The organism is Streptomyces sp. NPDC127177 (genome assembly GCF_042672475.1).
Taxonomy (GTDB): Bacteria; Actinomycetota; Actinomycetes; order Streptomycetales; family Streptomycetaceae; genus Streptomyces.
This window is the reverse complement of the sequence record NZ_JBHXUW010000035.1, coordinates 1-25,904: the sequence shown is the minus strand read 5'-3', so window position 1 is coordinate 25,904 and position 25,904 is coordinate 1. Positions and strand designations below refer to the sequence as shown.

Sequence of the window (25,904 nt, the reverse complement as noted above, 5' to 3'; positions counted from 1 at the left end):
CGAACGCCGTCTGCGCAGTTCACTCCGTGTTACTGCCAAGCCCGAAAGACCCTGATCCTTGAGTGAGGAAGCACCACCAGCGTCCCGGCCGCCAGTTGACACCTCCGCACCCGACAGCGAGCCCACGAGCACCGCGCCATCCGTCGACGAGCCCCCGAAACGCGAACCTCGTCCTTTCGACGAGGAGCAGGACGGACCCGTCAGTGAGTCGGACGCTCTGCGTTCGCTCACCTCGGACACCGGGCATGACTCCGCCGAGCGGTCCGAGGCGCGGCGGGCATCCGCCATCGCCGACCTCATCTCCACACGTCTGAACGCTGACGCGTCCGGGACCCGTATCGGCACGCTCGCGCTCTTCAACGAGACTGTCAGCTTCGGCGGCGGATTTCACGCCGGGGGTTCGCACGGTACGAAGGCACCCCGGCGCGCAGGCGCGGCCGTTGCCCTCACCAGCTCCGAACTCGACGAATACACAGCGCTGTTCGTACAACCCGATGGGTACGGCACAGCCCTCGATGATCTGTGCGATCAGGCTCTGCTCGTACTGACCGGGCCGCCCGGCAGCGGGCGCGCCGCCACCGCCGTCAATCTGCTGTCCGAAGCCAGTGCTCTCAGCGGCACCCAGGAAGGCGGCTGTCACCGCCTGCTCGATCCGGCGGTCCTGACCATGTCCGGCTGGGAACCGCCTGCGAAGAACTGCGGATACCTCGCGGAGGTCGATGAAGGACCCGCCGGTGCCCAGGATTTCGGAGTACGCCAGTTGGCATCCCTCGCCGCCGCGCTGCGCGCAGCCGACTGCCGGCTCATCCTCACCGGCGGGCACGACCTCGCGCTTGCCGCCACCAGCGCGAGCGGCAGCGAGGCGTTCGCCCGTCACACACTGGCGCCGATCGACCCGCTGGTGATCCTTGAGCGTCGGGTGCTCGGCCACGCGCCGGAGCCAGGTGCGCGAGCCCGGCTGCACGCGCTCCTCAATGCCGGAAACGCCGACAGCGCGCTGCGGGAACAGCCCGCCGCGCGGCACGCCGTACGCCTCGCATCGGTGATCACCGCAGAGGGCGATCTGACCACCGCGGTCGCGGCCCTGCGTGATCCGAGCGATCAGGTCCGTTCCTGGTTCCAGCAGCACCGGGCGCCCGAAACGGTCGCCTTCGCACTCGCTGCGGCCGTGCTTGAGGAGAGCAGGTACCTCACCGTCGCCGAGGCCGCCGTGAAGCTGCACACCGCCCTGGCACCGCCCGAACCCGCCCCGCCCGACCTGCGGTTCACCGATCGTCTCGCCCATGAGCAGCAGTGGATTCGGCTGGACCCCACCGGCTCGGGGCCGCTCGGCGCAAGCGGCCCGCCCCGAGTCCGGTTCCGGGGCGCACTGCTCGGCCAGGCCGTCCTGGTCCATGCGTGGAGCACTCTGGACGGCCGCCGCGAGGCCTTCCTGGAGTGGCTGCGCCGGCTGCTCAGCCACCGCGATCTGGAGGTGCGGGCCCGCGCATCCGTCGCCGCCGGGGTTCTGGCCTGGGCGGACCACGACTACGCGGTTCATCGGTTCCTCACCGGCTGGGCGGGCAGCACCTCCTGGCCTCAACGGCAAGCCGCGGCGACCGCGCTCGGTGTGGCAGGCAGCCGCCCCGAATCGGCCCAGGCCATATGGGCGTTGCTGGACGAATGGGCTCGCGGTGGCAGTAGCGCGTACCAGCGCCGGCTCGCAGGCACCGCAGCGAACGCGGTGGGCGGGATCCTCGGGCGCGCTGCGCCCGACCGCGCCGTCGGCGTGCTGCGCAGCGCGCTCGACCGAGGCGACGACTGGGGCACGTTGCCGTCGGTCGCCTGGGGCGGCGTCCACCTCATCCATCAAGGACAGGCACCCGCCCTCCTTGAGGCATACCTCGACTGGTCCGCGCCCAATGACCTGTCCCCCATGGTCGTCAAGACGCTGTCAGCGTTCGTCTTCGCGGCCTCCCGGCCGTACGAGCGTCCTCCGACAGGAGCAGAGACGTCGGGCATCGCGGGTGTTCCCCTCCTGCTCAGCTCCCTGCCCGAGCACAGCGAGCAGGTCGCCGAGCTGTGGGCACGCGCACTGGCCAGGCGTCCGGTGCAGGATTCCGCGCTGCCGACGCTGCGGGAGTGGATCGACACCTACGCGCCCCTGTGTCCCGACGGCCTCACCGGAATCGCGGGGCTCCTCGCTGATGTGGCGCGCAGACCCGGCAAGCATCGCGAACGGCTGCTGTGGTGGCTCGACAAATGGTCGGCCGACCGTGACCGTCCGTCGGCGAACGCAGCTCGGCTGCGCCGCCTCATCTGACCCGTAGACGCGAGAGCGAGGTGGAGACAGACCATGCAGGAGCAGACATACGATCCGGTTCTTGAGGTCACGGAGCTACCCAGGTGGCGGCTGACGAGTCCGCTGCGTCCGCCGGACCTCGGCCGCGCCCTGGTCCTGGTCCGCGAAAGCGGCCCCTCACTGACGATCCGCAGTGGGGAAGAGATCCCGTCGGCGCGGTACGGCAGCTATCGCTCTGTGTTCACAGTGGACCTCGGTGAGCACCGCCTCATCCTGGACATCCCTCTCCTCAGTCGCGACGCGACGTTTTCCTTCCGCAGCCGCGTCGACCTGATCTGCAAGGTCGCGGACCCGGCGGAGGTCGTGGCCCGCGGCATTCGTGACATGAGCGGCGCCCTGTACGGACATCTGCGCACGACGTTGCGGCAGGTGGCGCGCAATCACGACATCGCCGAGTTCCACGAGGCGGAGCAGGCACTCAACGCCGCGCTCACCTCGTTCACCGGCGACGACGCCATCCGACTGCGTAATGTCCACGTCGAACTTCTGGTCGACGAGGACGAGATCGCCACCAGCGGGCGCGAGTTCAGGGATGTGGTGCGGGAAACCAGGCTCTCGCACATGCGGCGTACCCGGCATGTCGACATGATCCGGGAGGAAGGCGTCGACGGTCTCATCGCCGAGATCATGGAGAAGGAGGGGCCGCGCGCCGCACTCGCCTGGGTCGAGAGGAGCGAGGCGGAGAAGCGCGAAGTCAAGCGCGAGGTCATGCGCATGGTCCTGGAACGCGGCGACAGTGACAGGGAACCGTTCGAGCAGACCGAGCTGGAGCGCGTAGTCCTGGCGGAACTGCTGCGGGACGGGGACGGCCTGTTCGAGACGGCGACACGGCGCGGACGGTTGCGCGGTTCACTGTCCCGTGCCCTCGATCCGGCCGCAGACGAGCCCGCCGAGGAAGCGCCCGAGCCCCCGCCCATCAGGGGAAAGGTACTGCGTGAGAGCCTCGGGCCGGATGGCACCGACCGGGTCGCAGGAGCCGGTAGCGCAGGCAGTCGGCCAGGGTTCGGTTCGGGCGACACCCTGGGCCGCGGCCCGGACACCGGCCGTGGCACGCCCCGACGGCCTCCTACCGCCCCCGAAGCACCGCCCGAGGACGAACCGCTGCCCCCCGCGGACGGCGCCCCGCCCCCGCGTCCCGTCACTCCCGAGACGCCGAAACCGAAGGTGAGCCGGGTGCGCGGCACCGCCAGACGCGGGCCCGTCGATCCCGGCAGAGAGCCGCGATGAACCATCCGATCCAGGACAACACCGACCCGGCCTCTCCGCCCCGGCCCGCGTGGACTCCCGCCCGGGCGGAGACACCGGCTGTCGGCCCCACAGCGCCCGGCGGGCCGACGGCCCCTGTCCCCACGCCGCCCCGGCTCGCCTGGGGCGAGGACCAGGGGCCGCTCCAGACGGTATCCGTATGGACCGAACGGGTACCGGGCCGCGGGGAGGACGCGGAGCCGTTCATCGCGCACCACTGGGAGTCGAGGCAGGGCATGCTCGCTGTCTTCGACGGCTCGGGCGGTTCGGGCGCGGCCCCGGCATGGCAGGCGCCCGACCGTACGTCCCGCACCAGCGCCTGGGTGGGCGCGCGAACAGCGCGACTCGCCACCGAATGCTGGCTCCACGACGTTACGAGGGAACGCCAGGACGTCGAAGCACAGTCACTGCACGCGTACCTGACGTACTTCCTCCACAAGGCACCGCAGCGGCACAGCAAGATCGGCGGCACCATGCGTCGCCAGCTGCCGACCACCTTCGCGGGCGTGCACTACCAGATCGTCGCCGGGGACGCGGAGGTCGAACTGCGCCTGCTGTGGGCCGGCGACTCCCGGGCCTACGCACTGCTGCCGGAGAGCGGGCTGCACGTCCTCACCCGCGACCACACCCGGGAGAGCGATGCGCTGGAACTGCTGCGCAGCGACCCGCCGATGACCAATCTCGTCTGTGCCGACCGGGACTTCGACATCGACACCCATCGCCTGGCCCTGCGGCTGCCGTGCGTGCTGGTCGCGGCCACGGACGGATTCTTCGGCTATGTCCACACGCCCGCCGACTTCGAACTCCTCGTGCTGCGTACTCTGCAGCAGGCCGGCGGCGCAGCCGAGTGGGCCCACCTGCTCCGGCGCGAGGTGGAGGCCTTCACGGCCGACGACGCCTCGCTCGCCCTGCTGACCCTCGGCTACCCGGACTTCGACGACCTGCGGTCACGATTCACGCCCCGGCTGAAGCAGCTGACCGACCAGCAGTACCGCGACCGGCCGAGCGCCCTCACGGCCGCGGCCGGTCCCGCCGCGGATCCGCACGAGACCGCGGCCCAGGTCAAGGCGTGGCAGGACCAGTCATGGCAGGCGTACCGCCACGACTACGAGTCGCATCTGCCGCCCGCGCCCGAGGAGCTCGTATGAAACAGGGAGACGTGATCGCGGGCTACCGCATCACCACCGCGCCCACCAATGCCAATGGCGGGAAGTGCATCTGGGCCTTCGCGGAGAAATCCGGCTCCGCGTACTTCGTCAAGCAGTTCCTTGAGCCCAAACGGCCCAAGGACGAGGCCCGCGACTCGGCGAGTCTGCGGATCAGACGGCAGCTGGCCCAGGAGTTCGAGGAGCGACACCGCACGATCATGAGACGGCTGCGGCCCGACGCCCGCGGTGGTGGCAACCTCGTGCTCGCCACGGACTTCTTCCATGAGGGCAGCACCTACTACAAGGTCACCGAGCGTATCGATACCTCCAGCCTGGAGAAGCCGCAGGCACTGGAACCGCGTCAGAAGATGGTCCTGCTCAAAACGCTCGGCACCAGCCTGAAGCAGCTTCACGACATCGACGTGGTGCACGGCGACCTCAAACCGCTCAACGTGCTGGTACAGAAGCGGCACGACGCGGCTTTCCACACAGCGAAGTTGATCGACTTCGACGATTCGTACGTCGCGGGAGAACCACCCGCCCCCGAGGACATCTCCGGTGACTCCCTGTACGGGGCACCTGAATGGCGTCGCTACGTGCAGCAGGACGACTCCGTCGGGCCGGGCGGACTGACGTGCGCCGTGGACGTGTTCGCACTCGGCCTGATGACGCATCTGTACCTGACAGGCGAGCTCCCCCGTCACGAAGCACGGTTCGGCTCTCCCGCGGACGCCGTCAACGCAGGCGAGAGCTTGCGCCTCGACGCGCGTCTGTCGGACGAGATCCAGGGACTGCTGCGCGCGCTGACGCATGCGGATCCCAGACAGCGCCCCCGCATGGTGACATACCTCAAGGCCTTGTCAGACCCGAAGATGTGCGCCCTTCAGCATCGTCGGCCCGGCTCGATGGCATCGAAAAGGCCTACCAGCGAAGAGAGCCCGGTGACACGCCCGCACACGAGCCGGGTCCGTACCAACCTCAAGCCACGCTCGGCCGGCCCCACACCGGGCGAGCCCGCACAAGCACCCGCCACCCCGGAGCCGGACACCTCGTCGGCCCCGGCCTCCCCGCCCGCTCCCCGGTCCTCCCGCGTACGCATCAACCTGGGCGACCGCGGCCGGGACCGCAAAGCACCGTGAACCAGGAGCCGAACATGAACCCCGCCAACGACCAGTATCAGGGCAACCTTCAGTACGCAGTCGACATCGTGCTCTGCATCGACGCGACCGGCAGCATGTTCCCCGTGCTGGACAACGTGAAGTCGAGCGCGCTGCAGTTCCATGACCGGCTCAACGACGTGATGGCGAAGAAAGGCAAGGCGATCAGCCAGCTGCGCCTGAAGACCATCGCGTTCCGGGACTTCGGCGACGACCCGGCGTCGGCCATCGAGCAGACCGACTTCCTGCGCCTTCCCGATCAGGCCGAGGACTTCGAACGGTTCGTGCGCGGCATCGACGCGGGCGGCGGCGGTGACATCCCGGAGTCGGGTCTCGAAGCGCTCGCCCTGGCCATCAACTCCCCCTGGGAGAAGGGACTGGACCGCAGGCGCCACGTCATCGTGATGTTCACCGACGCCCCCGCGCATCCGCTCGGAACCGTCGGAGCCTCCGCGCAGACGTACCCGGCGAGCATCCCCCGCAGCATCGACGACCTTTTCGAGCAGTGGGGGTACGCCCGTAGCCAGACCGCTGTCATGGAGCAGTCGGCCAAGCGGCTCGTTCTGTTCGCGCCGGACCAGGAGCCGTGGAAGGACCCGATCTCTGAGGAGTGGGACCTCACCCTGCACTTCGAGTCCAAGGCGGGCCAAGGCCTTGAAGAGTTCGAGATGGACGAGATTATCGAGACGATCGCGAACAGTCTGTGACGCTGCGACTGGAGTGGCCCGGATTCCGACTCGTCTACGACGAGGGGATTCTCGGCCTGCTCTGGTCCCACGCCGTAGATCTGAATATCAAGGCCGAACGCTGCATCGAGGCCTCCCTGCGCCCCAAGCCGGGTGATGGATCATGCCAGATGGCGTTCCGGTTCAAGAGCTCGGCGTTCGATGCGACCGACCTGATCGTGGTGCGAGTCGGCGTACCGGCCGCCCACGTCCAGAGCGCCGAGCAGCTGATCCAGCGGCTGCGGCGCGAGTACGGCGTGCCGGACCGGCAGGGCGAGGAGGACGAGACCGCCGAGCTCGGCCGTGTCCCCGCGGGGGCGGGAGGCTGGGTTCTGTCGCCCACGGGCCCCGCATCCGAGGAGCTCTTCGATCAGGTCATGGACAGGATCGAGAACGACGTCGACTGAGTCGGGGATCCCGGCCGGTGTAACGAGGAAAGGCAGTACAGGGGTGGCGGCAACAGCCAACTGGCGCTGCGCGGAGTGCGACACCTTCAACGAGCCCGTGGAAAAGGTCTGCACGATCTGCGGCAGCGCCCGACGTACCGCCGCACCTGCCTCGTCGCCGCCCCGCAAAGCCGCTCCGCGGCCGGTGCCCAAACGCCCCACACCGGCCAAGCCTGCCGCGGACTGGCGCTGTTCCAAGTGCGACACGAACAATCTCAGGTCAGATGCATCCTGCATTGTCTGCGGCACCGGTTGGAAGGCGGCGACCAAAGCCGCGTCCAAGCCGACGGCGAAGAAGTCACCTGCCAAATCCGCGAATCCCACCCCAGGTGGCTCGCCGAAGCCGGGTGTCAAGAAGCCGCCCCCGAAAAAGACCTCGCCCTCGCCGGGGGCAGCCAGGAAGGCGGCCCTGAAACGCCCGTCTCCCACGCGGGGCCCCGGCACCACGGGCACGGCTTCGAGCCCGCGCCCCGAGAGCCTGTTCCACCCGCCGCCCACCGCCACGACGGGCTACACTCCGGCCGCCCCCAGCCCAGCTCCACCATTTCCCGCCCCTGGCTGGTCACCGGGTCCTGCTCCGGCGCCCGGCCCTCGCTGGTCACGGCCGCCCGCTCCGGCAAAGAAGAACAGCTGTGGGGGCTGTCTGGGTGCCCTGGTCGTGGCCATCGTGCTGCTTTTCGCCGGCAAGAGCTGCTTGAGCGCTCTCGAATCCGGCTCCGGCACACCGGACGGTTCCGACGCGAGCCGGAGCACTACCGCCTCCTGCCCGACCCGCATCGCCGATGAGCTGCCATCGGGTGACGGTGCGGAGCTGGTCAAGGCCTTCCGCACGGGAAACAAGCAGATCACTCTGTGTCGTACCAGCGGGGGCAAGCTGTACTACTTCGGTGAATTCAGCGACCGACGCGAGCCGGGAATCGCCATGCCTGCCGAGCGCACCAGCGGCGGCTATCGGGCGACCAATCCTCCGTACCGCTACGACATCCACGACAGCGTCGTGACGATCTACAAATCGGGTACCCGAATCGGCCAGGAGGAACTGACCGAAGAGCCCTCCCCAGGGTGATCTCCCCGGGGAGATCAGAGTCCCTACGCGACAGCTTCACAGTAAGCCGAGCCCAGCAGCGCTGGAACTGTTGACGCTCTTCGAAAGAGGCACACCGTGACCGCGTACGGCTGCCGGCGCGCAGTCTCGCAGACTCCCTGTCGCACACCGGCCGCAGGCAGGAGACTGGTACCTCGTGCTGCCGGGTGCAGGTCCGGCCGACGGGCGGGAACCGAGGGGGAGTTATGCGGATGCGGGACAGCCACCGGGCGGACGCCGAGACGTTGCTGGTGCGGGCCGTCGAGGAAGAGGCGCGGCGCACCGGCGGGCGGACGGACCCCGGAGTGCTGATGACGCGTGCGCGGGGCGCCCTGGACACCATGGCGGCGGGTGCGGACGAGGAGTACGCCGCGTACGTCCAGGCGCTCGACGCCGAGGCGGCCGGGCAGTCACCGCTGGCGCACCGGCTCAACCGGGCGACGCTGGGAACGCCGTTGCTGGTCACCGGAGTTGCCGCGACCGCCGCCTTCGGTGCGGATCTGGCGCTCGGTACGGCCTCGGGCCTTGCGCTCGGCGCCGGGGCCGTCGTCGCGGTGGCAGGCGCCACCGCCACCGTCGCCAAGGTCACCGCATCGCACTGGCCGGCCGCCTCCCGCCGGGCGGGGGCCCTCGGACAGCCGGGCGGCACCGAGCAGTTGAGGTTGCAGTGGCTGACCGCGCTGGAGGTGCGGGGCATCCGCCCGTTCATCGACCAGCAGCGGATGCTGACCGCCTCGTCCCGCACCCCGGCGAAGAAGGCCGCCACCACCCAGTCCCGGACGGCCCCGGCCCTGCGCGGCGGCGACCGCAGCGCGGCGGCGCGGATGCGCGCGCTCCTGGAGCAGTCGTTCGGCCATCTCCCGGCGCCCGAGGCCCGGTTCGCCGGGCGGCGGGCCGAGCTGAACCGGATCGGGCAGTGGGTGCACGCCTCCCGGGCGTCGACGGAGACGAAGCCGACCGTGGTCGTGCTGCACGGGCCGCCGGGCGCCGGGCGCACCACGCTCGCCGTGCGGGCGGCGCACGATCTGAAGGACCAGTTCCGGGGCGCGTGCGTGGTGGACCTGCGGGGCGGTGCGGACGGCGAACCCCCGCTTCCGACCCGGGACGCACTGCTCCACCTGCTGAACCGGCTCGGCGCGCCCCGCGAGCAGCTGCTGTTCCGGGACGGGGGTTCAGGCGGCCGTTCGGCGGGCACCTCTGCCGAGCAGCAGGTGCGCAGGCTCAGCGAGTTGTACCACCAGCATCTGACCGGGACCCCGGTGACGATCGTCCTGGACGACGCGAGCGACGCGGAGCAGGTCCGCACGCTGATCCCGGAGCGTTCCGACAGCCTCGTCCTGGTCACGGCCCGTGAGCCGCTCGATCTGCCCGGCTCCCTGCCCGCGTGGGTGCACCAGCTGGAAGTCGGGGCGCTGGACGGGGCGGGCGCGGAGGAACTGCTGCGCGAGGCTTCCCAGGAGGAGGACCGGGGGCCGTACGACTACCCGTCGAGCGAGGCGATCGCCGAGCTGTGCGGCGGGCTGCCGCTGGCGCTGCGGATCGCGGGTTCCTCGCTCGGGGAGCGCACGCCGAGCGCCCTGGCCGCCGATCTCGCCGCGTACGGCCCGGTGCCGCCGGTCGAACGGGCCCTGTGGCTGCGCTACACCGACCAGTCGGAGCAGGCGCGGCGGCTGCTGCGCAGGCTCGCGCTGGCCGGGCGCGCCAGCCTGGGCGCAGCGGCGGCGGCCGCGCTGCTGTCGGCCGACGAGCAGGAGGCGGAGCGGCTGCTGACGGCCCTGTCCGGGGCCGGACTGCTGGACCACGTACGGGGTTCGCGCTACCGGCTGCACGACCTCGTCCGCGGCTTCGCGCTGGCCCGGCTGCTCGACGAGGAGCAGCCGGCCGAGCGGTCTGCCGCGCAGGAGCGGCTGATCGTGAACTACGCGGAGCTGGCCGGTGCGGTGATCCGGATGGTCGACGGCAAGATGTCCACCCGGGCGGGGCAGTTCGGCTCACACGGGTTCACCTCGCTCGACGCGGCGCTGCGCTGGCTGGACGAGGAGTCGAGCTTCATCACGTCCGCCCTTCGGCACGCCGAGGGCGTCGACCAGGCGGCGGTGCTCGATCTGCTGGGTGCGCTGTGCGACTACTGCCTGCTGCGCGGCGACCTGTACCGGCTGGGTGAGATCAGCGAGTTGACGCAGGCGGTCGACCAGGGGCTGCTGGAGCGGTCGGTGCAGTGGCGTACCGGCATCGCGGCCCGTCAGCTGGGTGAGCTGGACAAGGCCCGCACCACGCTGTCGTCCGTCGTGGGCCTGTACCGGGAGGCGCAGAACGACTCGGGTACGGCGTTGGCGCTCTGTTCGCTCGGCATCACCCTGCACCACCAGGGCAATCTGACGGAGGCGGCGGCGCGGCTGCGGGAGGCGCTCGACCTGCAGACCTCCGCCGACCAGGCGGCGGACCGGGCCTGGTCGCTGCACGCGCTGGCCGCGGTGGAGCGGGACCGGGCCCACCCGGCCGAGGCGTTGGCGCTCCTGGACACGGCGCTGGTCCTGCACCGCGAGGGCGAGTCGTTGCACGGTGAGGCGTGGACGCAGTTCCAGCTGGGTCAGGTGCTGTTGCGGATGGGCGATGTGGAGCGGGCCGAGCTCGCGCTGCGTACGGCCCTGGATCTGTACGGGCGCACCCGGGACGAGCGGGGCGAGGCGTGGGCGCTGACCCAGCTGGCCCGCGCCCGGCTGCTGGCGGGGGACCCGGCCCCCGCGGTCGAGGAGTTGAACGCGGCCCTGGCCCGGCACCGGGACAACGAGGACGCGCGGGGCGAGGCGTGGACGCTCTACTACCTGGGCCAGGCCCTGGAGGAGGCGGGCGCCACCGATCAGGCGGTGCGGCAGCTGGAGCGGTCGCGCACGATGTTCTCCAGGATGCGGGACGTGTACGGCCTCGCGTGCGCCCGGCACCACTCGGGCCGGGTCACCCGCGACCAGCGCGCCGCGCAGACGGGCAACCTGCGCAACTCCGGTTTCGCCCGTCAGCTCCTGGTGGACGCCCGGGCGGACTTCCGGCGCATCGGGGTCGCCCACGGGGAGGCCTGGACGTGTCTGGAGCTGGCCCTGATCGACGCGGGCAACCATCGCGCGCCGCAGGCCCTGGACCTGTGCGGTGAGGCGGCGGAGCTCTTCGACTCGTACGGCGACGCGCGGGGCGCGGACTGGGCCCGCTTCCTGCGCTGCACGCTGCTGCCGTACGCGTCGCCGGGCGGCATCGAGGTGGGCACGGTGGTGGCGCAGCAGGAGCTGGCCGAGCTGACGGCGGCCGGCCACCCGACCCGGGACGGCAAGCTGGAGGACTGCGCGGAGGCTTTCCGGGTGGTGCTGAACCGCGGGGTGGACCTGGAGGACGGCTGGCAGGCGTGGCGGCTCGGGCTGACCCCGACCCGCCATGCCCGCGAAATCATGGGGGTCGCGGTCCCGGCACGACCGTAGACCCAGGGGCCGGAACAGCCGCCAACGGGCGGGTTCCGCACTCCCCACGGGTTTGCCAAAGCGTTATCCGTACGCCTCTTGAGTCGCCGCGGGGCGTGCCGCATGGTCATGTATGCGCTTACGGAATGCGCATACATGAGTCCCTGGAGGAGCCGCCATGACCCGCACCGTCAGGACCGCCAGGTCCGCCGGCCTGGCCACCACGCTGGTGACGGCCCTCGCCCTGACCGGCTGCGGGGGAAGCGGGTCCGATCAGGCGAAGGCCGGTGCCGAGCAGACACTCACCGTGTGGGCCATGGGCGAGGAGGGCAACCGGATCCAGACGGTGAGCAAGGAGTTCACCGACGAGCACCCCAACATCAAGATCAAGGTGACGCCGGTCGGCTGGGACGTCGTACACCAGAAGCTGCTGTCCGCCGCCGCGGCCGGGACGCTGCCGGACATGGCACAGATGGGCTCCACGATGATGGGCGAGTTCATCGAACTCGGCTCCCTGGAACCGGTGGACGCCGAGGCCTTCGACAAGGACGACTTCTTCCCCGCCACCTGGAACGGCAACGTCGTGGACGGCACCGCCTACGGCGTGCCCTGGTACGCCGACACCCGGGCGCTCTACTACCGCACCGACCTCGCCGAGAAGGCGGGCGTCGACAGGGCTCCGGCCACCTGGAAGGACCTGCGCGCCCTGGCCGCCGCGTACAGGAACAAGGCCGGAACCGACTGGGGCATGTCGCTCCAGCCCGGCGGCGCCGGGGCCTGGCAGGGCTGGGCGCCCTTCCTCTTCTCCGCCGGTGGTTCGCTGCTCGGCAAGGACGGCAAGCCCGCGCTGGACTCCCCCGAGTCGGTGAGGGCGCTGACCGAGTTCAGCCACTACTTCGACGCGGGCCTCGCCAAGAAGAACTTCGTCCCCGGCCAGGACGTCGTGCAGGACTTCGCCGCGGACCGGATGCCGATGTTCGTGTCCGGCCCCTGGATCGTCCAGAACCTCGCGGAACAGCCCCGGCTGAAGGGCAAGTGGAAGGTCGCCCCCGTGCCGGCCGGCCGGAGCTCCACGTCCTGGGTCGGCGGCGCCTCGCTGGTGACCTTCAAGGACAGCGCGCACAAGGCGGCCGCCCAGGAGTTCACCAAGTTCCTGACCACACCGAAGATGCAGGCCCACTGGTACGAGACCTCCAAGGAACTGCCCACCAACAAGGCCGCCTGGGACCTGCCCGCCCTCAAGAAGGGCGGCTCCTCCCTGGCCGTCTTCAAGAAGTCGCTCGCCACCGCGAAGGACATCCCGCCGCTGCCCAAGTGGGAGGAGTTCGCCGCGCAGATGGACAGCGCCCTGGAGAAGATCGCCACAGGTGCCGACCCCGCAGCGACGGCCGCCGAGCTCCAGAAGTCCACCGAGAACCTGGTGGACTGAGTACGCCGCCCACCCCGTACCACCCACGAGAGGGGCCTCCCGCGAATCACGCGGGAGGCCCCTCTCGTGCGCGACGGCGCGTCAGAGCCGGAAAATGCCGTAACCGAAGCCGTCCGCGTGGATACGGCCCCCGCTCACCGTGACGCCCGACGCCTCCAGCGGGGTGGCGGTGTCCGCCGGGGCGGCGGTCTCGGCGGGCTCGCTGCGGGGGTTGATCACCACCAGGTAGCGGCCGCCGCGGACATGGACCAGGGGGTAGCCGGCCCGCAGGACCTCCGTGCTCCCGGCCGGGCCCAGTTCCGGGGTCTCCTTGCGCAGCGCGATCAGGCGTCGGACCAGGTGGAGCAGGGAGCCGGTGTCGGCGCGCTGCGCGGCGACGGTGGGACGGTCCGGGGCGGGGTCGACGGGCAGGTAGAGCGCGTCGGCCGGGGCAGTGGAGAAACCGGCGTTGGGCGAGCCGTCCCACTGCATGGGGGTACGGGAACCCGCCCGGTCGTAACGGGGGCCGAGCCGGCTGCCCTCGCGCTCCGGCAGGCCCGGCACGTACCGCATGCCGATCTCGTCCCCGTAGTAGATCGCGGGCAGCGTCGGCCAGGTGAGCTGGAAGGCGAAGGCGGCGGGGAGCTGCTCGGCGGTGCGCGGTCCGCACGCGAGCCGGGAGAAGTCATGGTTGGCGGTGGGCAGCGCGATGAGTCCGGAGTCGCCGACGGCCTCGGTGGCCCGGCGCCAGCCGTCCAGGAAGGTCTGCGGGGAGCCCTGGCCCCCGGCGTCGAAGTAGGGGGCCTGCGGCTCCCACTGCTCACTGACGGTGCCCTCGAAGTTGTTCCACAGGGAGCGCAGCACGAGCCCGTCGTCCTCGGACCCGAACTGCAGGAAGAAGTCCGCGTGGAAACCGGCCGGCACGGAGACGGCGGGGTCGCCCCACTCGGACAGCAGCGCCGCGTGGGGGTGCTCGGCGTCGAGCCGGCCGCGCAGTTCGCGCCACAGCCCGACCGTCTCGGCGTGGCCCGGGTCGTCCTTGACGAGCGAGGCCGCCATGTCGACGCGGAAGCCGGACAGGCCCAGGGACAGCCAGTGGTCCATGATCTCGTACAGCGCCTGCCGGTTGGCGCGCGGGCCTTCGGCGTCGACGGGCTGCCGCCACGGCTCGGCCGGGTCCGTGCGCCCGTAGCCGAAGTTGAGGGCGGGCTGCGACTCGAAGAAGTTCGGCTTGTAGAAGCCCGGTCGGGTGCCGGGCGATGCGACGAACCCCTCCGGCCGCTCGCCCGGACCGGCCCAGATGTAGCGGTGGTCGCCGGGGTCGTCCGCCGAGGCGGTGAACCAGGGATGCCGGTCCGACGTGTGTCCCGCCACCAGGTCCAGGAGGACGCGGATGCCGCGCCGGCCCGCCGCCTCGACCAGCCTCGCGAGGTCCTCGTTGGTGCCGTAGCGGGGCGCGACCGAGAAGTAGTCGCTCACGTCGTAGCCCGCGTCGTCGAACGGCGAGGCGAAACAGGGGTTGAACCAGACGGTGTTCACGCCGAGCCAGGCGAGGTGGTCCAGCTTCCCCTCGATTCCGGCGAAGTCACCGATGCCGTCGCCGTTGGAGTCGGCGAAGCTCTGCGGATAGATCTGGTAGAGGACTGCGTCGGCCAGCCACTCTCGGGCGGGACGGGACGAGGTCATGGCGCGGAAACCTCCGGGGCCGGGGACGAGGACGGGGACGAGGACGCGGGCAGGAGCGACTGCCGGGACGAGGACGGGGACGCGGGCTGGGGCGACTGCAGGGACGAGTGCGCGGGCAGAGGCGCCGGCCTGCCGGGTGCGAGGTGTGCGAGGTGTACAAGAGCGTGCACGGGAAGGTGATCGCTCGGGTAACGGCCGTTGCCGATCGCCGTGTTGACGCCCGCCGACCGGACACGGCTGCCGCGTGGGGCGAGGATCCAGTCGATGCGGTCGCCGTCGGGGACGGGCGGTGCGTGGTCGTGGAAGGTGCCGTAGGCCGGACCGCGTTCCTCGGCCGCCTCCCAGGCGTCCACCAGGTCCGCCCCGGCGAGGAGGGTGTCGTACGCGGCACTGCGCCCGGCCGGGGCGTTGAAGTCCCCGGTCACGAGGCACGGGACGTCCGCGGGCCGGGCGCTCAGCCACTGGGCGAGCAACTGGGCCGAGCGCAGCCGGGCGTGGTCACCGAGGTGATCGAAGTGGGTGTTGGCGGCGCACAGTTCACGGCCGGTGCCCAGATCGCGGAAGCGGGCCCAGGTGACCATGCGGGGGCAGCCGCCGCCCCAGGTGTTGGAGCCGGCCACTTCGGGGGTGTCGGAGAGCCAGAAGTGCCCGTGCGCGAGGGGGGCCAGGCGCCGCCGGTCGTAGAAGAGGGCCATGAACTCGCCGCGGGCGCCGCCCTCACGGCCCTGGCCGATCCAGGCGTAGTCGGGCCCCAGGCCGGCCTCCAGATCCCGCACCTGACCGTGGAGCCCCTCCTGCGTGCCGAGGAGGTGCGGCCGCTCGTGGTGCAGCGCGTCCACCGCGGGGCCCCGCCGGCCGGACCAGGGGCGCGGCGCACCGTCCCAGTCCACCTGCAGGTTGAACGTCATGACCCGCAGCCCGTGTCCGGTGTCCGTCACTGTGCCGTCTCCCGTGCCGTGCGGCGAACCGTGCCGTACCGTGCCCCGCAGCCGCCTTGTATGCGCTTCCTGAATGCGCTTACATCACGGGGAGACGTTAACCGCGCCGCCCCGGACGCGGCAAGGGGCACCACCGGACCCGCGGGCACGACGACGCGGGGGCACGACGTCCGGCGGAGACACCGCCTCCGCCCAGCCCCCGCCTGCGACTACTGCCGCACCTGCTACTTCCGCTGCGCCGAACCCGCCGCCACACCCTTGGCCCGCGCGTCGTCGGTCACGGCCGCGCCCTCCTCGGGCGCCTCCTCGAAGTCGACCTTCCCCATGTGCCGGTTCATCGACTTCATCAGCAGCCACACGCCCGCGGCGAGCGCCGCGAAGACGATGAAGCCGAGGACCCCGGGGGTCACCTTGTTCTTGTCCAGCTCCTCGGCGAGCGGGACGAGGTGCGTCAGTGTCTGAGTCGCGTACATATCAGGCATTGTCGCGGATGCCCGCGAAGAGGTCGCTCTCGGGGAGGGAGGTATCGACGAGGGACTTCGCCAGCTCGTACTCCTCGGTCGGCCAGACCTCCCGCTGGATGTCCATCGGGACCCGGAACCAACCGCCGTCGGGATCGATCTGCGTCGCGTGCGCGATCAGCGCCTTGTCGCGGATCTCGTAGAAGTCCGCGCACGGAACATGCGTGGTCAGCGTGCGTTCGGCGCGCCCGAACTCCTTCCAGCGCTCCAGCCAGTCCGCGTACGGGGACTCCATGCCGCGGGCCAGCAGCGCCTCGTGCAGGGCGACCGTGCGCGGCCTGTTGAAGCCCTGGTTGTAGTAGAGCTTCTGCGGCGCCCAGGCCGGGCCGAACTCCGCCTCCGGGAACTTCTCGGTGTCGGCCGCACCCTCGAAGGCGATCATGGAGATCGTGTGGGTCATGATGTGGTCGGGGTGCGGGTAGCCCCCGTTCTCGTCGTACGTGGTGATGACCTGCGGCCGGAACGCGCGGATCTTCGCGACGAGGCGCCCCGCCGCCGTCTCCTCGTCCTCCAGTGCGAAGCAGCCGTCCGGCAGCGGCGGCAGCGGATCACCCTCGGGCAGGCCGGAGTCGACGAAGCCAAGCCACTCCTGCTTGACGCCCAGGATCTCCCGGGCCTCGTCCATCTCCTTCTTGCGCACCTCGTGGATGTTCTCCTCGATGTACGCGTCCCCCTGAAGTTTCGGGTTGAGGATGGAGCCGCGCTCGCCTCCTGTGCAGGTCACCACCAGCACGTCCACCCCCTCGGACACGTACTTGGCCATGGTGGCCGCGCCCTTGCTCGACTCGTCGTCGGGGTGGGCGTGAACGGCCATCAGTCGAAGCTGCTCAGTCAAGACTCGATCCTCAGTGATTGGTCGCCATCAGGGTGCCGTCCCGCAGGGACGTCGGTGTGGGGTGGCGGTCGGGTGGCGGGTGGAGGCTTCTATAGTGACCGAACCGGGGGACGGAAAATTCCTCGATCCCCGGTACGGGAGGAACGATCATGACCGCGGTGCGCGAAGCGCCCTCCGAGAACCGCTACGGCCGCTCAGCGGACCAGCGTGCGGACCGCAAGCTCAAGATCATCGGTTCGGTGCTCGGTGTGGCCCTGCTCGGCGTGATCGGCTGGATCGGTTACGACTACGTCGCAGGCCAGGGCGTCAGTGCCGAGGTGATCAAGTTCAAGGTCGTCTCGGACAGCCGGGTCGAGGTGCATCTGGAGGTCCGCAAGGACCGGGACGCCAAGGGCTACTGCACGATCCGCTCGCAGAGCGAGGACGGCGCCGACGTCGCCCGCAAGGACTTCCGTTTCGACGAGGCCACCGACCGGATCGACCGTGTCCTCTCGCTGCGCACGACGGCCAGGGCGACCAGCGTCGAGCTGCTGGGCTGCACCGACGACGGCGGGGCGTCGAGTTGACCGCCGCACGCACGTCCTGAACCGCGCTTGGCGCCGCTGACCTGCGGTTCAGCAGTGTCAGCCGTTTACCTTCTCCCCCTTTTCCTGGGGAATTGTTAGGCTCGTGGTTTCGCCCACCCGTGGATGCACATGCTTCCGGGTAGGGCGATGCTTTGTATTCCCAGTACCGACGAGGAGCACCCTGTGACCCAGACCAGCGAAAACGTCACCTGGCTCACGCAGGAGGCGTACAACCAGCTCAAGGCCGAGCTGGAGTACCTGTCTGGTCCCGCGCGCACGGAGATCGCCGTAAAGATCGCGGCGGCCCGTGAGGAGGGGGACCTGCGCGAGAACGGCGGGTACCACGCGGCCAAGGAGGAGCAGGGCAAGATGGAGCTCCGGGTGCGCCAGCTGACCCAGCTCCTTGAGCACGCGAAGGTCGGCGAGGCGCCGGCCGACGACGGCGTGGTCGAGCCCGGCATGGTCGTGACGATCGCCTTCGACGGCGATGACGACGACACGACGACCTTCCTCCTGGCCTCCCGTGAGTACGCGAGCGCGGACATCGAGACGTACTCCCCGCAGTCCCCGCTCGGCGTGGGCGTGAACGGCAAGAAGATGGGCGAGAGCGCGGACTACGAGCTGCCCAACGGCAAGACGGCGACGGTGAAGATCCTCTCGGCGAAGCCGTACACCGGCTGATCCGCGGCCCGTACGAACGGGCGCGGCGGGAAGCCCCGGCCAAGTTCGGCCGGGGCTTCCCGCTGTGTCGAGGCCGTGGCCGAGCGCTGTGCTCGGGCCGGGGCTTCGCGCTGCGCTCAGGCCGTGGCCGAGCGGTACTTGCGTACGGCCAGGGTGCGGAAGACCACCAGGATCAGCACGGACCACAGGACCGAGGCGATGATCGGATGCTGCATGGGCCAGGCGTCCGGTGTGACGAAGCCTTCCGGCAGGTTGCCGAAGAGCACCCGGCAGGCCTGCACGGTGGCGCTGAACGGGTTCCACTCGGCGATGTGGCGCAGGAACGTCGGCATCTGGTTGGCGTCGACGAAGGCGTTCGAGATGAACGTCAGCGGGAAGAGCCAGATCAGCCCGCCGGACGTCGCCGCCTCCGGCGTGCGGACCGTGAGACCGATGAGTGCGCCGATCCAGGAGAACGCGTAGCCGAGCAGGAGCAGCAGCACGAAGCCGAGGAGCACCTTGGCGATGTTCTCGTGGGTCCGCCAGCCGACGATGAGCGCGACGCCCGCCAGCACGACGAGTGTGAGCGTGGTCTGCACGAGGTCGGCGAGCGTGCGCCCGGTCAGGACGGCGCCCCGGGCCATCGGCAGTGACCTGAAGCGGTCGATCAGCCCCTTGTGCATGTCGTCGGCGATTCCCGCACCGGCACCCGCGGTGGCGAAGGTGACGGTCTGGGCGAAGATGCCGGCCATCAGGAACTCGCGGTAGGCCTGCGGCGATGTGGTGCCGCCGACCTTGATCGAACCGCCGAACACGTAGGTGAACAGCACCACGAACATGACGGGCTGGATGAGCCCGAACAGGACCATCTCCGGGATCCGGGTCATGCGGATCAGATTGCGACGGGCGATGACCAGCGAGTCGCGTACGGACTGGCCGATCCCGCCGCCGGAGCGCGGCGCAGGAGCCGCGGCCGTCTCGGTGAGGGCGCTCACTTCTGTGCCTCCGTCGGGGCTGCGGCGGCCTGTGCGGCCGTCCCGTTCTCGTCGTTCTTCTGCTGTTCGGCCGTGTGGCCGGTGAGGGAGAGGAACACGTCGTCGAGGGTGGGGCGGCGCAGTCCGATGTCGTCGATCTCCACTCCCCGGGTGTCGAGGTCGCGGATGATCTCGGCGAGGAGCTTGGCCCCGCCGTCGACCGGGACGGTCAGTTTGCGCATGTGCGGGACGACCGCGACCTCGCCCTTGCCCAGCTGGCCGAGGACACCCCGGGCCGGATCGATCTGGTCGGACTGGTGGACGACGACCTCGACGCGCTCGCCGCCGGTGCGGGCCTTGAGCTGGTCGGAGGTGCCGCGGGCGATGACGAGTCCGTGGTCGATCACGCAGATGTCATGGGCGAGGCGGTCGGCCTCCTCCAGGTACTGCGTGGTCAGCAGCAGTGTCGTACCGCCGGCGACGAGCTCCTCGATGACCTCCCAGAGCTGTTGCCGGTTGCGCGGGTCGAGGCCGGTGGTCGGCTCGTCCATGAACATGACCGGCGGGGAGACGACGAGCGCGGCCGCCAGGTCGAGGCGGCGGCGCATGCCGCCGGAGTACGTCTTGGCCGGGCGGTCGGCGGCGTCGGCGAGGTTGAACCTGTCCAGCAGCTCCCCGGCCCGGATCTTCGCGTCGCGCCTGCTCATCTGGTAGAGCTGGCCGACCATCTGGAGGTTCTCGCGGCCGGTCAGGTACTCGTCCACGGCGGCGAACTGGCCGGAGAGCCCGATCGAACGCCGCACCTCGTTGGGATTCTTCAGTACGTCGATGCCCGCGACGGAGGCGCTGCCGCTGTCGGGCCTGAGCAGCGTCGTGAGTACGCGTACAGCGGTCGTCTTGCCGGCGCCGTTGGGGCCGAGAAGTCCGAGGACGGTGCCTTGCGGCACGTCGAAATCGACACCGCCGAGTGCGGTTACGTCGCCGTAGGTCTTCACCAGACCCTCGGCATGGATAGCGCCTGGCATATGGGGTTCCCCCAGTGCTCCGAGTGACTTCCTCACAGATCCTAGATTTGCCCGTCCCGCCCCGCCCGGTGAACACATGAGGCGAACACGCGTACATCCCTGGCCTGACACGGCCGGTCCGGGCGTTGGCACAGTAACGCGATACATCGCGATACACAAGGGTCCGCTCGCGGCGCTGCCCACCGCGGGGGGCCGTACGGGGAAGCGGTCAGTTCATCACCAGGTAGCCCGCGTCGCGCAGCGCCGCCGCGACCTCCTCGCAGTGCTCCGGGCCCTTGGTCTCCAGATGCAGCTCCACCTCCGCCTCGGTGAGACCGAGCCGGGGGTCGGTGCGCACATGGCTCACGTCCAGGACGTTGGCATCGGCCACCGAGAGCACGGCCAGCATGGTCGCCAGCGCACCCGGCCGGTCCGTCAGGCGCAGCCGCAGGCTCAGATAGCGACCGGCCGCGGACATGCCGTGGGTCAGGATGCGCTGCATCAGCAGCGGGTCCACGTTGCCGCCGGAGAGCAGTGCCACCACGGGCCCGCGGAACGCCTTCGGGTCGCTCAGCAGGGCTGCCACCGGGCTCGCCCCGGCCGGCTCCACGACCATCTTCGCCCGCTCCAGGCAGAGCAGCAGCGCGCTGGACAGCTCGTCCTCGGAGACCGTACGGACCTCGTCGACCAGATCCCGGACCAGGGCGAACGGCACGTCGCCCGGCCGCCCCACCTTCATGCCGTCCGCCATGGTCTGGAGCGAGCCGATGGAGACCGGGTGGCCGGCCGCCAGCGAGGGCGGGTAGGCGGCCGCGCCCGCCGCCTGCACGCCGACGATCCGCACATCGGGCCGGACGGCCTTCACCGCCACCGCGATCCCGGCGGCGAGCCCCCCGCCGCCGATGCCGACGACGATGGTGCGCACCTCGGGGCACTGCTCCAGGATCTCCAGGCCCACCGTGCCCTGCCCGGCGATGATGTCCGGGTGGTCGAAGGGGTGGATGAAGACCGCGCCGGTCTCCTGCGCGTACTCCTGCGCCGCGGCCAGCGTCTCGTCGACGACATGGCCGTGCAGCCGCACCCGCGCCCCGTACTCGCGGGTCGCGGCGACCTTCGGCAGCGGCGCGCCGACGGGCATGAAGACCGTCGACCGTACGCCGAGCAGTGCAGACGCGAGCGCGACACCCTGCGCATGGTTTCCGGCACTCGCGGCCACCACACCCGCCGCCCGTTCCACCGGGGAGAGTCCGGCGATCCGTACGTAGGCGCCCCGCAGTTTGAAGGAGCCCGTCCGCTGCAGGTTCTCGCACTTGAACTGGACCGGCGCGCCCACGAGCTCGGTCAGATGGCGGCTGCCCTCCATCGCGGTGACCCTGGAGACACCGGAGAGCATCTTCTGCGCCCCCTTGATGTCGTCGAGGATCAGCGGGGGGAACGTACCGGGCCGAGGGAAGTTCATTCCGCAAGTCTTGCAGCTGAAAGGGGTTGCGGGCGCCGCAACCGGTGCCGTCCTGCGTCGATGTCCGCAGGTTTGTGCAGCACTGGTACGCGTTGCCCCGGGGCCGCGTACTCTGTCCCCCACCCATCCGACACCGCACGAAGAGAGCCCCCGGCCATGCCCCCTCAGGACATGACGACTGCCGCGTCTCCCTCCGGGGGCGCCGCCCCGGAAAATCCGGGCCCCGACCACCTTCTCGACGCTCTGCAGCACCAGGTGGCGGTCTTCGCCCGGCGTGCCGAGCAGACCCGCCTCGGCGGCGTCGGCCAGGTGCGCAACTCCATGGACCGGGCCGCGTATCTGCTGCTCAACCGGCTGGACCGGGAAGGCCCCATGGGCGTGAAGGCGCTGGCCGCCGGGATGGGGATCGACTCCTCGACCGTGACCAGGCAGGTCGCACCGCTCGTGGACACCGGTCTGGTGAAGCGGACCTCACACCCCGAGGACGGCCGCGCCGTGGTGCTCCAGCTCTCCCCGCGCGGCCAGGCCCGCCTCGACGAGGTCCGGTCCTCCCGGCGCGAGTTGATGTCGCAGGTGACGGGCGACTGGGACCAGGAGGAGCGGGACACGTTCTGCGCGCTGCTCACGCGTTTCAACGCGGCGCTGGCCGCACGGCAGAGCGCGCACCAGTCGCCCGCCGCGAGCTAGTGCGCCCCGGGTCTTGACCCGGGGCCCGCGGAGCGCTCGTATGACAGGGTGCGAGAGCGCCAGGCGGGCCGACAGCGGCGCCGCGCCCAGGAGTTCGAGGCCTTCGTGGCGGGCGCGGCCGGCCGGCTGCTGCACACCGCCTCCCTGCTCACCGCGGAACCCGTCCGGCCGCCCGGGGCCAACGAACGCGCGCAGCGGCTGCTGACGGCCGCGCTGGCCCGTACGTACGCGAACTGGGACCGGTTGCACGGCGAGGACCCGTACGACCGCACCCGGCAGGATCTCACCACCCGGTTCGTACGGGAGGCCTGGCGCCACCACCGCCCGCGCGGCGGGCTGTTGGACCGGCTGACCCCGCAGGAGCGGCTCGTCCTGGTGCTGCGGCTGTACGAGGGGGTCGCCGAGGAGCAGACCGCCGCCCTGCTCGGGCTTCCGGTGGAACGGATCCGCGCGATCTGCAACCGCTCGGTGGCCACGATGCGCGGAACCCGCGGCCCCACCGTGCGGCGGGGGCCTGGCCGGCCGCTGGGAGCCGCGCGATGAGCGGAATCAGCCGCAAGGAGGACGAGGTCCGGCGGCTGCTGGACGGGCCGCATCCGCAGGTGCCCGCCGATCTGGCGGAGCGGGCGATGGACCGCGGTGGCCTGCTGCTGCGCCGGCGGCGGGTTCTGCGGCTGCTGGGTCTGCTGGCGCTGATCGCGGCGACGGCGGCGTTCACGGTGTGGGCGGTGGCCGTCGAGCCCTGGCAGGTGCCGCCGGCCGAGACGACCCCGCCGCTGGGCTGGTGACGACGCGGCGCCGGGCCGTACCGGATCTATCCCCGCGCCGTCCCGGATCTATCCTGGAAGGAGCGGCCGGAGTCCCGCGAACCGGCCAGGAGGCTGTCATGACCAGGAAGATCGCTGACTGCCGCAAGTATCCGAGCGAGTCGGACTGCACGCTCACCATCACCGGCGAGGAGGACGAAGTCGTGCGCGCGGCGAGCGAGCACGCCGTCTCCGTCCATGAGCACACCGACGGCCCCGAACTGCGGGAGCAGATCCGGACCATGCTGGAGGACGAGAAGGCCACCGTCTGAGACGGGCCGACGACACCGGGGCGGAGCCGGATCACCGGCCCCGCCCCAGGAGTGACTGCCGGCGGGGTTTCCCGGCCGGGGTCCTAGCCGAGCGCCTGCGTCAGGTCGCCCAGCAGGTCGTCGGCGTTCTCGATGCCGACGGAGAGCCTGACCAGGTCGGCGGGGACCTCCAGCGGCGATCCGGCGGCCGAGGCGTGCGTCATCCGGCCCGGGTGCTCCAGCAGCGACTCGACGCCGCCGAGGGACTCACCGAGCGTGAACAGCTTCGCCCGGTTGCAGACCTCGACAGCGGCCTCCTCGCCGCCCGCGACCCGGAACGACACCATGCCGCCGAATGCCTTCATCTGCTTGGCGGCGACCTCGTGCCCCTGGTGCTCGGGCAGCCCCGGGTAGAGGACCTGGGTGACCTTGGGGTGCCGGGTCAGCAGGTCGGCGACCTTGGTCGCGTTGTCGCTGTGCCGGTCCATGCGGACGGCGAGGGTCTTGATGCCACGCAGCACCAGCCAGGCGTCGAAGGGCCCGGCCACCGCGCCCATCGCGTTCTGGTGGTAGGCCAACTCCTCGGAGAGTTCCGGGTCGTTGACGACGAGTGCGCCGCCGACGACGTCCGAGTGACCGCCCATGTACTTGGTGGTGGAATGCACCACCACGTCGGCGCCGAGGGCGAGGGGCTGCTGCAGGTAGGGGCTGGCGAAGGTGTTGTCGACGACCAGCCGCGCACCCGCCGAGCGGGCGACGCCGGCGATCGCCGCGATGTCGGTGATGCCGAGCAGCGGGTTGGACGGCGTCTCCACCCAGACAGCCTTGGTGCGCGGGGTGATCGCGGCCCGTACCGCCGCCACGTCCGCGGTGTCGGCCACCGAGAACTCCACGCCCCACCGCGAGGCGACCTTCGCGAACAGCCGGAACGTACCGCCGTAGGCGTCGTTCGGGATGACCACGTGGTCGCCGGGGGTCAGCAGCGTGCGGAGCAGGCAGTCCTCGGCGGCCAGACCGGACGCGAAGGCCAGTCCGCGGCGGCCGCCCTCCAGGGCCGCCAGGTTCTCCTCCAGTGCGGTGCGCGTCGGGTTGGCGCTGCGGCTGTACTCGTAGCCGCCGCGCAGCCCGCCCACACCGTCCTGCTTGTACGTGGACACCTGGTAAATAGGCGGAACAACAGCGCCGGTGAGGGGATCGGCGGTGTTTCCCGCGTGGATCGCGAGAGTTTCGAAGCTGTGCTGGTCGCTCATGGGGCCCGAGCGTAGTTCGTTCCGAGGGCCCGCACGGAGCACCGGGCCGTCCGGGACAATAGGGGGCATGGAGATTCTCTGGTTCCTGCTCGCCCTGTGCATGCTCGCCGCGGTGGTCGGCCCCTTCGCGCTGCGGCGCCGCGGCGGTATCCGTCAGGTGGCGCCCGGCTCCCCCGACGCCGCCGACCCGGACACCTACGGCTTCGCCCGTCAGGAGGAGCTGGACATCCGGATGCCGGGCCCCGACCAGGACCTCCTGGACGTACTCGACGTCGTGCAGGCGACGCAGGAGTGGCGGGCCGCGTCCCAGCTGCTGTCCGGGACGCCGAAGGAGGGCGAGGTGCGGTGGCAGCGGGTGCAGGCGTTCGCCGGTGCGGCCTCGCTCGAACTGGTACAGCGGCCGGGCGTCGGCGGGGCCTGGCTGCGCAAGTGGCGGGCCGAGGCGCCGAAGGACGCGGGCGGCGCGGCCGTGCACGCCGAATTCCTGGTGCAGCAGGCCTGGCGTTCCTCCACGGCCGGTACGGACGACTTCCGGATCATCCTGGAGGAGGCCCGTACGGTCATCGGGGAGGCGGCCCTGCTGGCGCCGGGCGATCCGGTGCCCTACCTGGTGGAGCTGGCCGCGGCCCGCGGACTCGGCTACTCCCACGAGGAGTTCGACCAGCTCTGGGCGAAGATCATCGACCGGGCACCGGCGCACATGGGCGCGCACATCGCGGCGATGCACTTCTGGTGCGAGAAGTGGCACGGCTCCCGCGAGGAGGCCGACCGCTTCGCCACCGCCGCGGCGGCCCGCGCCCCGCAGGGCTCGCTGCTGGCCGCGCTGCCGTTGTTCGCCGTGTACGAGCACCTGCCCGAGGTCAACCTCGTACAGGGCTTCTACCGGAGCCAGGTGGTGACGAAGGCGGTCGAGGGCGCCCTGTTCGCGGTCCACGCGGCCCGCGCCGACGATCCGATGCTCGCCCACGTCCGCCATCTCCTGGTGCTCTTCCTGGTCCGGATGGAGCGCTGGACGGAGGCGATGAACCAGTTCGTCCACATCGACGGGCACGTGGGCGCGCTGCCGTGGACGGAGAGCTCCGACCCGGCGGCCGAGTACACCGTCTACCGGGCCCTGGCGGTCGCCGGTTACGAGGCGAACGGCGGCAGCCCGGCGACGCTGCTGCACTAGGTGTATTGATCACGAGCGTTGTTGACACTTGGTAGGTCTTGAACATCACGAAGACCTCCGATGTGGTGGAGCTGTCTAGGACTGCACCACACGGAG

24 protein-coding genes are annotated in these 25,904 nt (G+C 70.7%); 16 read left to right on the top strand and 8 right to left on the bottom strand.

Features of this window, described 5'->3' with window-relative positions:
• Window positions 1–58: 58 nt before the first annotated feature.
• From ACFVJX_RS21820 to ACFVJX_RS21780, 9 genes are all read left to right on the top strand, one after another.
• Window positions 59–2,302, top strand: a complete 2,244-nt coding sequence (locus ACFVJX_RS21820) for a hypothetical protein (protein ID WP_384128692.1) — start codon at window positions 59–61, stop codon at window positions 2,300–2,302.
• A gap of 33 nt (window positions 2,303–2,335) precedes the next feature.
• Window positions 2,336–3,568, top strand: a complete 1,233-nt coding sequence (locus ACFVJX_RS21815) for a hypothetical protein (protein ID WP_384128693.1) — start codon at window positions 2,336–2,338, stop codon at window positions 3,566–3,568.
• Window positions 3,565–4,734 carry a serine/threonine protein phosphatase gene (locus tag ACFVJX_RS21810; RefSeq protein ID WP_384128695.1) on the top strand — a complete coding sequence of 390 codons (1,170 nt, stop codon included), beginning with the start codon at window positions 3,565–3,567 and terminating at the stop codon, window positions 4,732–4,734. Before ACFVJX_RS21815 ends, ACFVJX_RS21810 begins: the two co-directional genes overlap by 4 nt.
• Window positions 4,731–5,873 (top strand): lipopolysaccharide kinase InaA family protein, encoded by a 1,143-nt coding sequence (locus ACFVJX_RS21805; protein ID WP_384128697.1) that lies wholly within the window; start codon window positions 4,731–4,733, stop codon window positions 5,871–5,873. Before ACFVJX_RS21810 ends, ACFVJX_RS21805 begins: the two co-directional genes overlap by 4 nt.
• Window positions 5,874–5,887: 14 nt before the next feature.
• Complete coding sequence (locus ACFVJX_RS21800) at window positions 5,888–6,598, top strand: vWA domain-containing protein (RefSeq protein WP_384128699.1); 711 nt, start codon at window positions 5,888–5,890, stop codon at window positions 6,596–6,598.
• The gene (locus ACFVJX_RS21795; RefSeq protein WP_384128701.1) at window positions 6,595–7,023 is read left to right on the top strand and encodes a hypothetical protein; all 429 of its coding nucleotides are present in this window, start codon (window positions 6,595–6,597) and stop codon (window positions 7,021–7,023) included. The genes ACFVJX_RS21800 and ACFVJX_RS21795 overlap by 4 nt, the downstream gene beginning before the upstream one ends.
• Before the next feature lie 697 nt (window positions 7,024–7,720).
• Window positions 7,721–8,128, top strand: coding sequence for a hypothetical protein (locus ACFVJX_RS21790; protein ID WP_384128703.1), 408 nt, complete (start codon window positions 7,721–7,723; stop codon window positions 8,126–8,128).
• A gap of 230 nt (window positions 8,129–8,358) precedes the next feature.
• A complete protein-coding gene (locus tag ACFVJX_RS21785; RefSeq protein WP_384128704.1) occupies window positions 8,359–11,613 on the top strand; it encodes a tetratricopeptide repeat protein in 3,255 nt (1,084 codons plus the stop codon).
• A 157-nt stretch (window positions 11,614–11,770) separates the two neighbouring features.
• Window positions 11,771–13,021 carry a sugar ABC transporter substrate-binding protein gene (locus tag ACFVJX_RS21780; RefSeq protein ID WP_384128706.1) on the top strand — a complete coding sequence of 417 codons (1,251 nt, stop codon included), beginning with the start codon at window positions 11,771–11,773 and terminating at the stop codon, window positions 13,019–13,021.
• A gap of 81 nt (window positions 13,022–13,102) precedes the next feature.
• On the opposite strand, the gene ACFVJX_RS21775 is transcribed toward ACFVJX_RS21780, so the two are convergent.
• The 4 genes from ACFVJX_RS21775 to mca all read right to left on the bottom strand — a co-directional run bounded on the left by ACFVJX_RS21775 (window position 13,103) and on the right by mca (window position 16,980).
• Window positions 13,103–14,686: an alpha-amylase family glycosyl hydrolase gene (locus ACFVJX_RS21775; protein WP_384128707.1), complete on the bottom strand. Its 1,584-nt coding sequence runs from the start codon at window positions 14,684–14,686 to the stop codon at window positions 13,103–13,105.
• Complete coding sequence (locus ACFVJX_RS21770; protein ID WP_384128709.1) at window positions 14,683–15,624, bottom strand: endonuclease/exonuclease/phosphatase family protein; 942 nt, start codon at window positions 15,622–15,624, stop codon at window positions 14,683–14,685. Before ACFVJX_RS21770 ends, ACFVJX_RS21775 begins: the two co-directional genes overlap by 4 nt.
• 224 nt (window positions 15,625–15,848) lie before the next feature.
• Window positions 15,849–16,097 (bottom strand): hypothetical protein, encoded by a 249-nt coding sequence (locus ACFVJX_RS21765; protein WP_384128711.1) that lies wholly within the window; start codon window positions 16,095–16,097, stop codon window positions 15,849–15,851.
• A gap of 1 nt (window position 16,098) precedes the next feature.
• Window positions 16,099–16,980, bottom strand: a complete 882-nt coding sequence (gene mca / locus ACFVJX_RS21760) for a mycothiol conjugate amidase Mca (RefSeq protein WP_384128712.1) — start codon at window positions 16,978–16,980, stop codon at window positions 16,099–16,101.
• Window positions 16,981–17,129: 149 nt separating this feature from the next.
• Here mca and ACFVJX_RS21755 point away from each other — a divergent pair, with 149 nt between their 5' ends.
• Both ACFVJX_RS21755 and greA read left to right on the top strand, forming a co-directional pair.
• Window positions 17,130–17,546 (top strand): DUF4307 domain-containing protein, encoded by a 417-nt coding sequence (locus ACFVJX_RS21755; protein ID WP_384128714.1) that lies wholly within the window; start codon window positions 17,130–17,132, stop codon window positions 17,544–17,546.
• Window positions 17,547–17,729: 183 nt separating this feature from the next.
• Window positions 17,730–18,227, top strand: a complete 498-nt coding sequence (gene greA / locus ACFVJX_RS21750; RefSeq protein WP_384128716.1) for a transcription elongation factor GreA — start codon at window positions 17,730–17,732, stop codon at window positions 18,225–18,227.
• Between the two features lie 116 nt (window positions 18,228–18,343).
• Here the strand turns inward: greA and ACFVJX_RS21745 are convergent, their stop codons facing one another.
• The 3 genes from ACFVJX_RS21745 to ilvA form a co-directional block, all read right to left on the bottom strand.
• Window positions 18,344–19,201, bottom strand: a complete 858-nt coding sequence (locus ACFVJX_RS21745; RefSeq protein WP_384128718.1) for an ABC transporter permease — start codon at window positions 19,199–19,201, stop codon at window positions 18,344–18,346.
• Window positions 19,198–20,205: an ATP-binding cassette domain-containing protein gene (locus ACFVJX_RS21740; RefSeq protein WP_384128720.1), complete on the bottom strand. Its 1,008-nt coding sequence runs from the start codon at window positions 20,203–20,205 to the stop codon at window positions 19,198–19,200. The genes ACFVJX_RS21745 and ACFVJX_RS21740 overlap by 4 nt, the downstream gene beginning before the upstream one ends.
• A 208-nt stretch (window positions 20,206–20,413) precedes the next feature.
• Window positions 20,414–21,643, bottom strand: coding sequence for a threonine ammonia-lyase (gene ilvA / locus ACFVJX_RS21735; RefSeq protein WP_384128722.1), 1,230 nt, complete (start codon window positions 21,641–21,643; stop codon window positions 20,414–20,416).
• A gap of 156 nt (window positions 21,644–21,799) precedes the next feature.
• Here ilvA and ACFVJX_RS21730 point away from each other — a divergent pair, with 156 nt between their 5' ends.
• The 4 genes from ACFVJX_RS21730 (at window position 21,800) to ACFVJX_RS21715 (ending at window position 23,408) form a co-directional block, all read left to right on the top strand.
• Window positions 21,800–22,330, top strand: a complete 531-nt coding sequence (locus ACFVJX_RS21730) for a MarR family winged helix-turn-helix transcriptional regulator (RefSeq protein ID WP_384128724.1) — start codon at window positions 21,800–21,802, stop codon at window positions 22,328–22,330.
• 48 nt (window positions 22,331–22,378) lie between these two features.
• A complete protein-coding gene (locus ACFVJX_RS21725) occupies window positions 22,379–22,873 on the top strand; it encodes a sigma factor-like helix-turn-helix DNA-binding protein (protein ID WP_384128726.1) in 495 nt (164 codons plus the stop codon).
• Window positions 22,870–23,118, top strand: coding sequence for a hypothetical protein (locus ACFVJX_RS21720; protein ID WP_384128728.1), 249 nt, complete (start codon window positions 22,870–22,872; stop codon window positions 23,116–23,118). The genes ACFVJX_RS21725 and ACFVJX_RS21720 overlap by 4 nt, the downstream gene beginning before the upstream one ends.
• A gap of 98 nt (window positions 23,119–23,216) precedes the next feature.
• On the top strand, window positions 23,217–23,408 hold the full coding sequence (locus ACFVJX_RS21715) for a DUF1059 domain-containing protein (RefSeq protein ID WP_384128730.1): 192 nt from the start codon (window positions 23,217–23,219) through the stop codon (window positions 23,406–23,408).
• Window positions 23,409–23,491: 83 nt separating this feature from the next.
• Here ACFVJX_RS21715 and ACFVJX_RS21710 read toward each other — a convergent pair whose 3' ends face one another.
• Entirely contained in the window at window positions 23,492–24,637 is a 1,146-nt protein-coding gene (locus ACFVJX_RS21710; protein WP_384128732.1) for a cystathionine gamma-synthase, read from the bottom strand.
• A 67-nt stretch (window positions 24,638–24,704) separates the two neighbouring features.
• Between ACFVJX_RS21710 and ACFVJX_RS21705 the strand changes: the two genes are divergently transcribed.
• Complete coding sequence (locus ACFVJX_RS21705) at window positions 24,705–25,808, top strand: hypothetical protein (RefSeq protein WP_384128734.1); 1,104 nt, start codon at window positions 24,705–24,707, stop codon at window positions 25,806–25,808.
• Window positions 25,809–25,904 lie beyond the last annotated feature (96 nt).

Excerpts from the sequence above, each read along its gene's own strand:
- ACFVJX_RS21815 (WP_384128693.1), top strand. The coding sequence starts at position 2,336 with ATGCAGGAGCAGACATACGATCCGGTTCTTGAGGTCACGGAGCTACCC.
- ACFVJX_RS21810 (WP_384128695.1), top strand. The coding sequence starts at position 3,565 with ATGAACCATCCGATCCAGGACAACACCGACCCGGCCTCTCCGCCCCGG.
- ACFVJX_RS21805 (WP_384128697.1), top strand. The coding sequence starts at position 4,731 with ATGAAACAGGGAGACGTGATCGCGGGCTACCGCATCACCACCGCGCCC.
- ACFVJX_RS21800 (WP_384128699.1), top strand. The coding sequence starts at position 5,888 with ATGAACCCCGCCAACGACCAGTATCAGGGCAACCTTCAGTACGCAGTC.
- ACFVJX_RS21785 (WP_384128704.1), top strand. The coding sequence starts at position 8,359 with ATGCGGGACAGCCACCGGGCGGACGCCGAGACGTTGCTGGTGCGGGCC.
- ACFVJX_RS21780 (WP_384128706.1), top strand. The coding sequence starts at position 11,771 with ATGACCCGCACCGTCAGGACCGCCAGGTCCGCCGGCCTGGCCACCACG.
- ACFVJX_RS21775 (WP_384128707.1), bottom strand. The coding sequence starts at position 14,686 with ATGACCTCGTCCCGTCCCGCCCGAGAGTGGCTGGCCGACGCAGTCCTC.
- ACFVJX_RS21765 (WP_384128711.1), bottom strand. The coding sequence starts at position 16,097 with ATGTACGCGACTCAGACACTGACGCACCTCGTCCCGCTCGCCGAGGAG.
- ACFVJX_RS21755 (WP_384128714.1), top strand. The coding sequence starts at position 17,130 with ATGACCGCGGTGCGCGAAGCGCCCTCCGAGAACCGCTACGGCCGCTCA.
- ACFVJX_RS21740 (WP_384128720.1), bottom strand. The coding sequence starts at position 20,205 with ATGCCAGGCGCTATCCATGCCGAGGGTCTGGTGAAGACCTACGGCGAC.
- ilvA (WP_384128722.1), bottom strand. The coding sequence starts at position 21,643 with ATGAACTTCCCTCGGCCCGGTACGTTCCCCCCGCTGATCCTCGACGAC.
- ACFVJX_RS21730 (WP_384128724.1), top strand. The coding sequence starts at position 21,800 with ATGCCCCCTCAGGACATGACGACTGCCGCGTCTCCCTCCGGGGGCGCC.
- ACFVJX_RS21720 (WP_384128728.1), top strand. The coding sequence starts at position 22,870 with ATGAGCGGAATCAGCCGCAAGGAGGACGAGGTCCGGCGGCTGCTGGAC.
- ACFVJX_RS21715 (WP_384128730.1), top strand. The coding sequence starts at position 23,217 with ATGACCAGGAAGATCGCTGACTGCCGCAAGTATCCGAGCGAGTCGGAC.
- ACFVJX_RS21710 (WP_384128732.1), bottom strand. The coding sequence starts at position 24,637 with ATGAGCGACCAGCACAGCTTCGAAACTCTCGCGATCCACGCGGGAAAC.
- ACFVJX_RS21705 (WP_384128734.1), top strand. The coding sequence starts at position 24,705 with ATGGAGATTCTCTGGTTCCTGCTCGCCCTGTGCATGCTCGCCGCGGTG.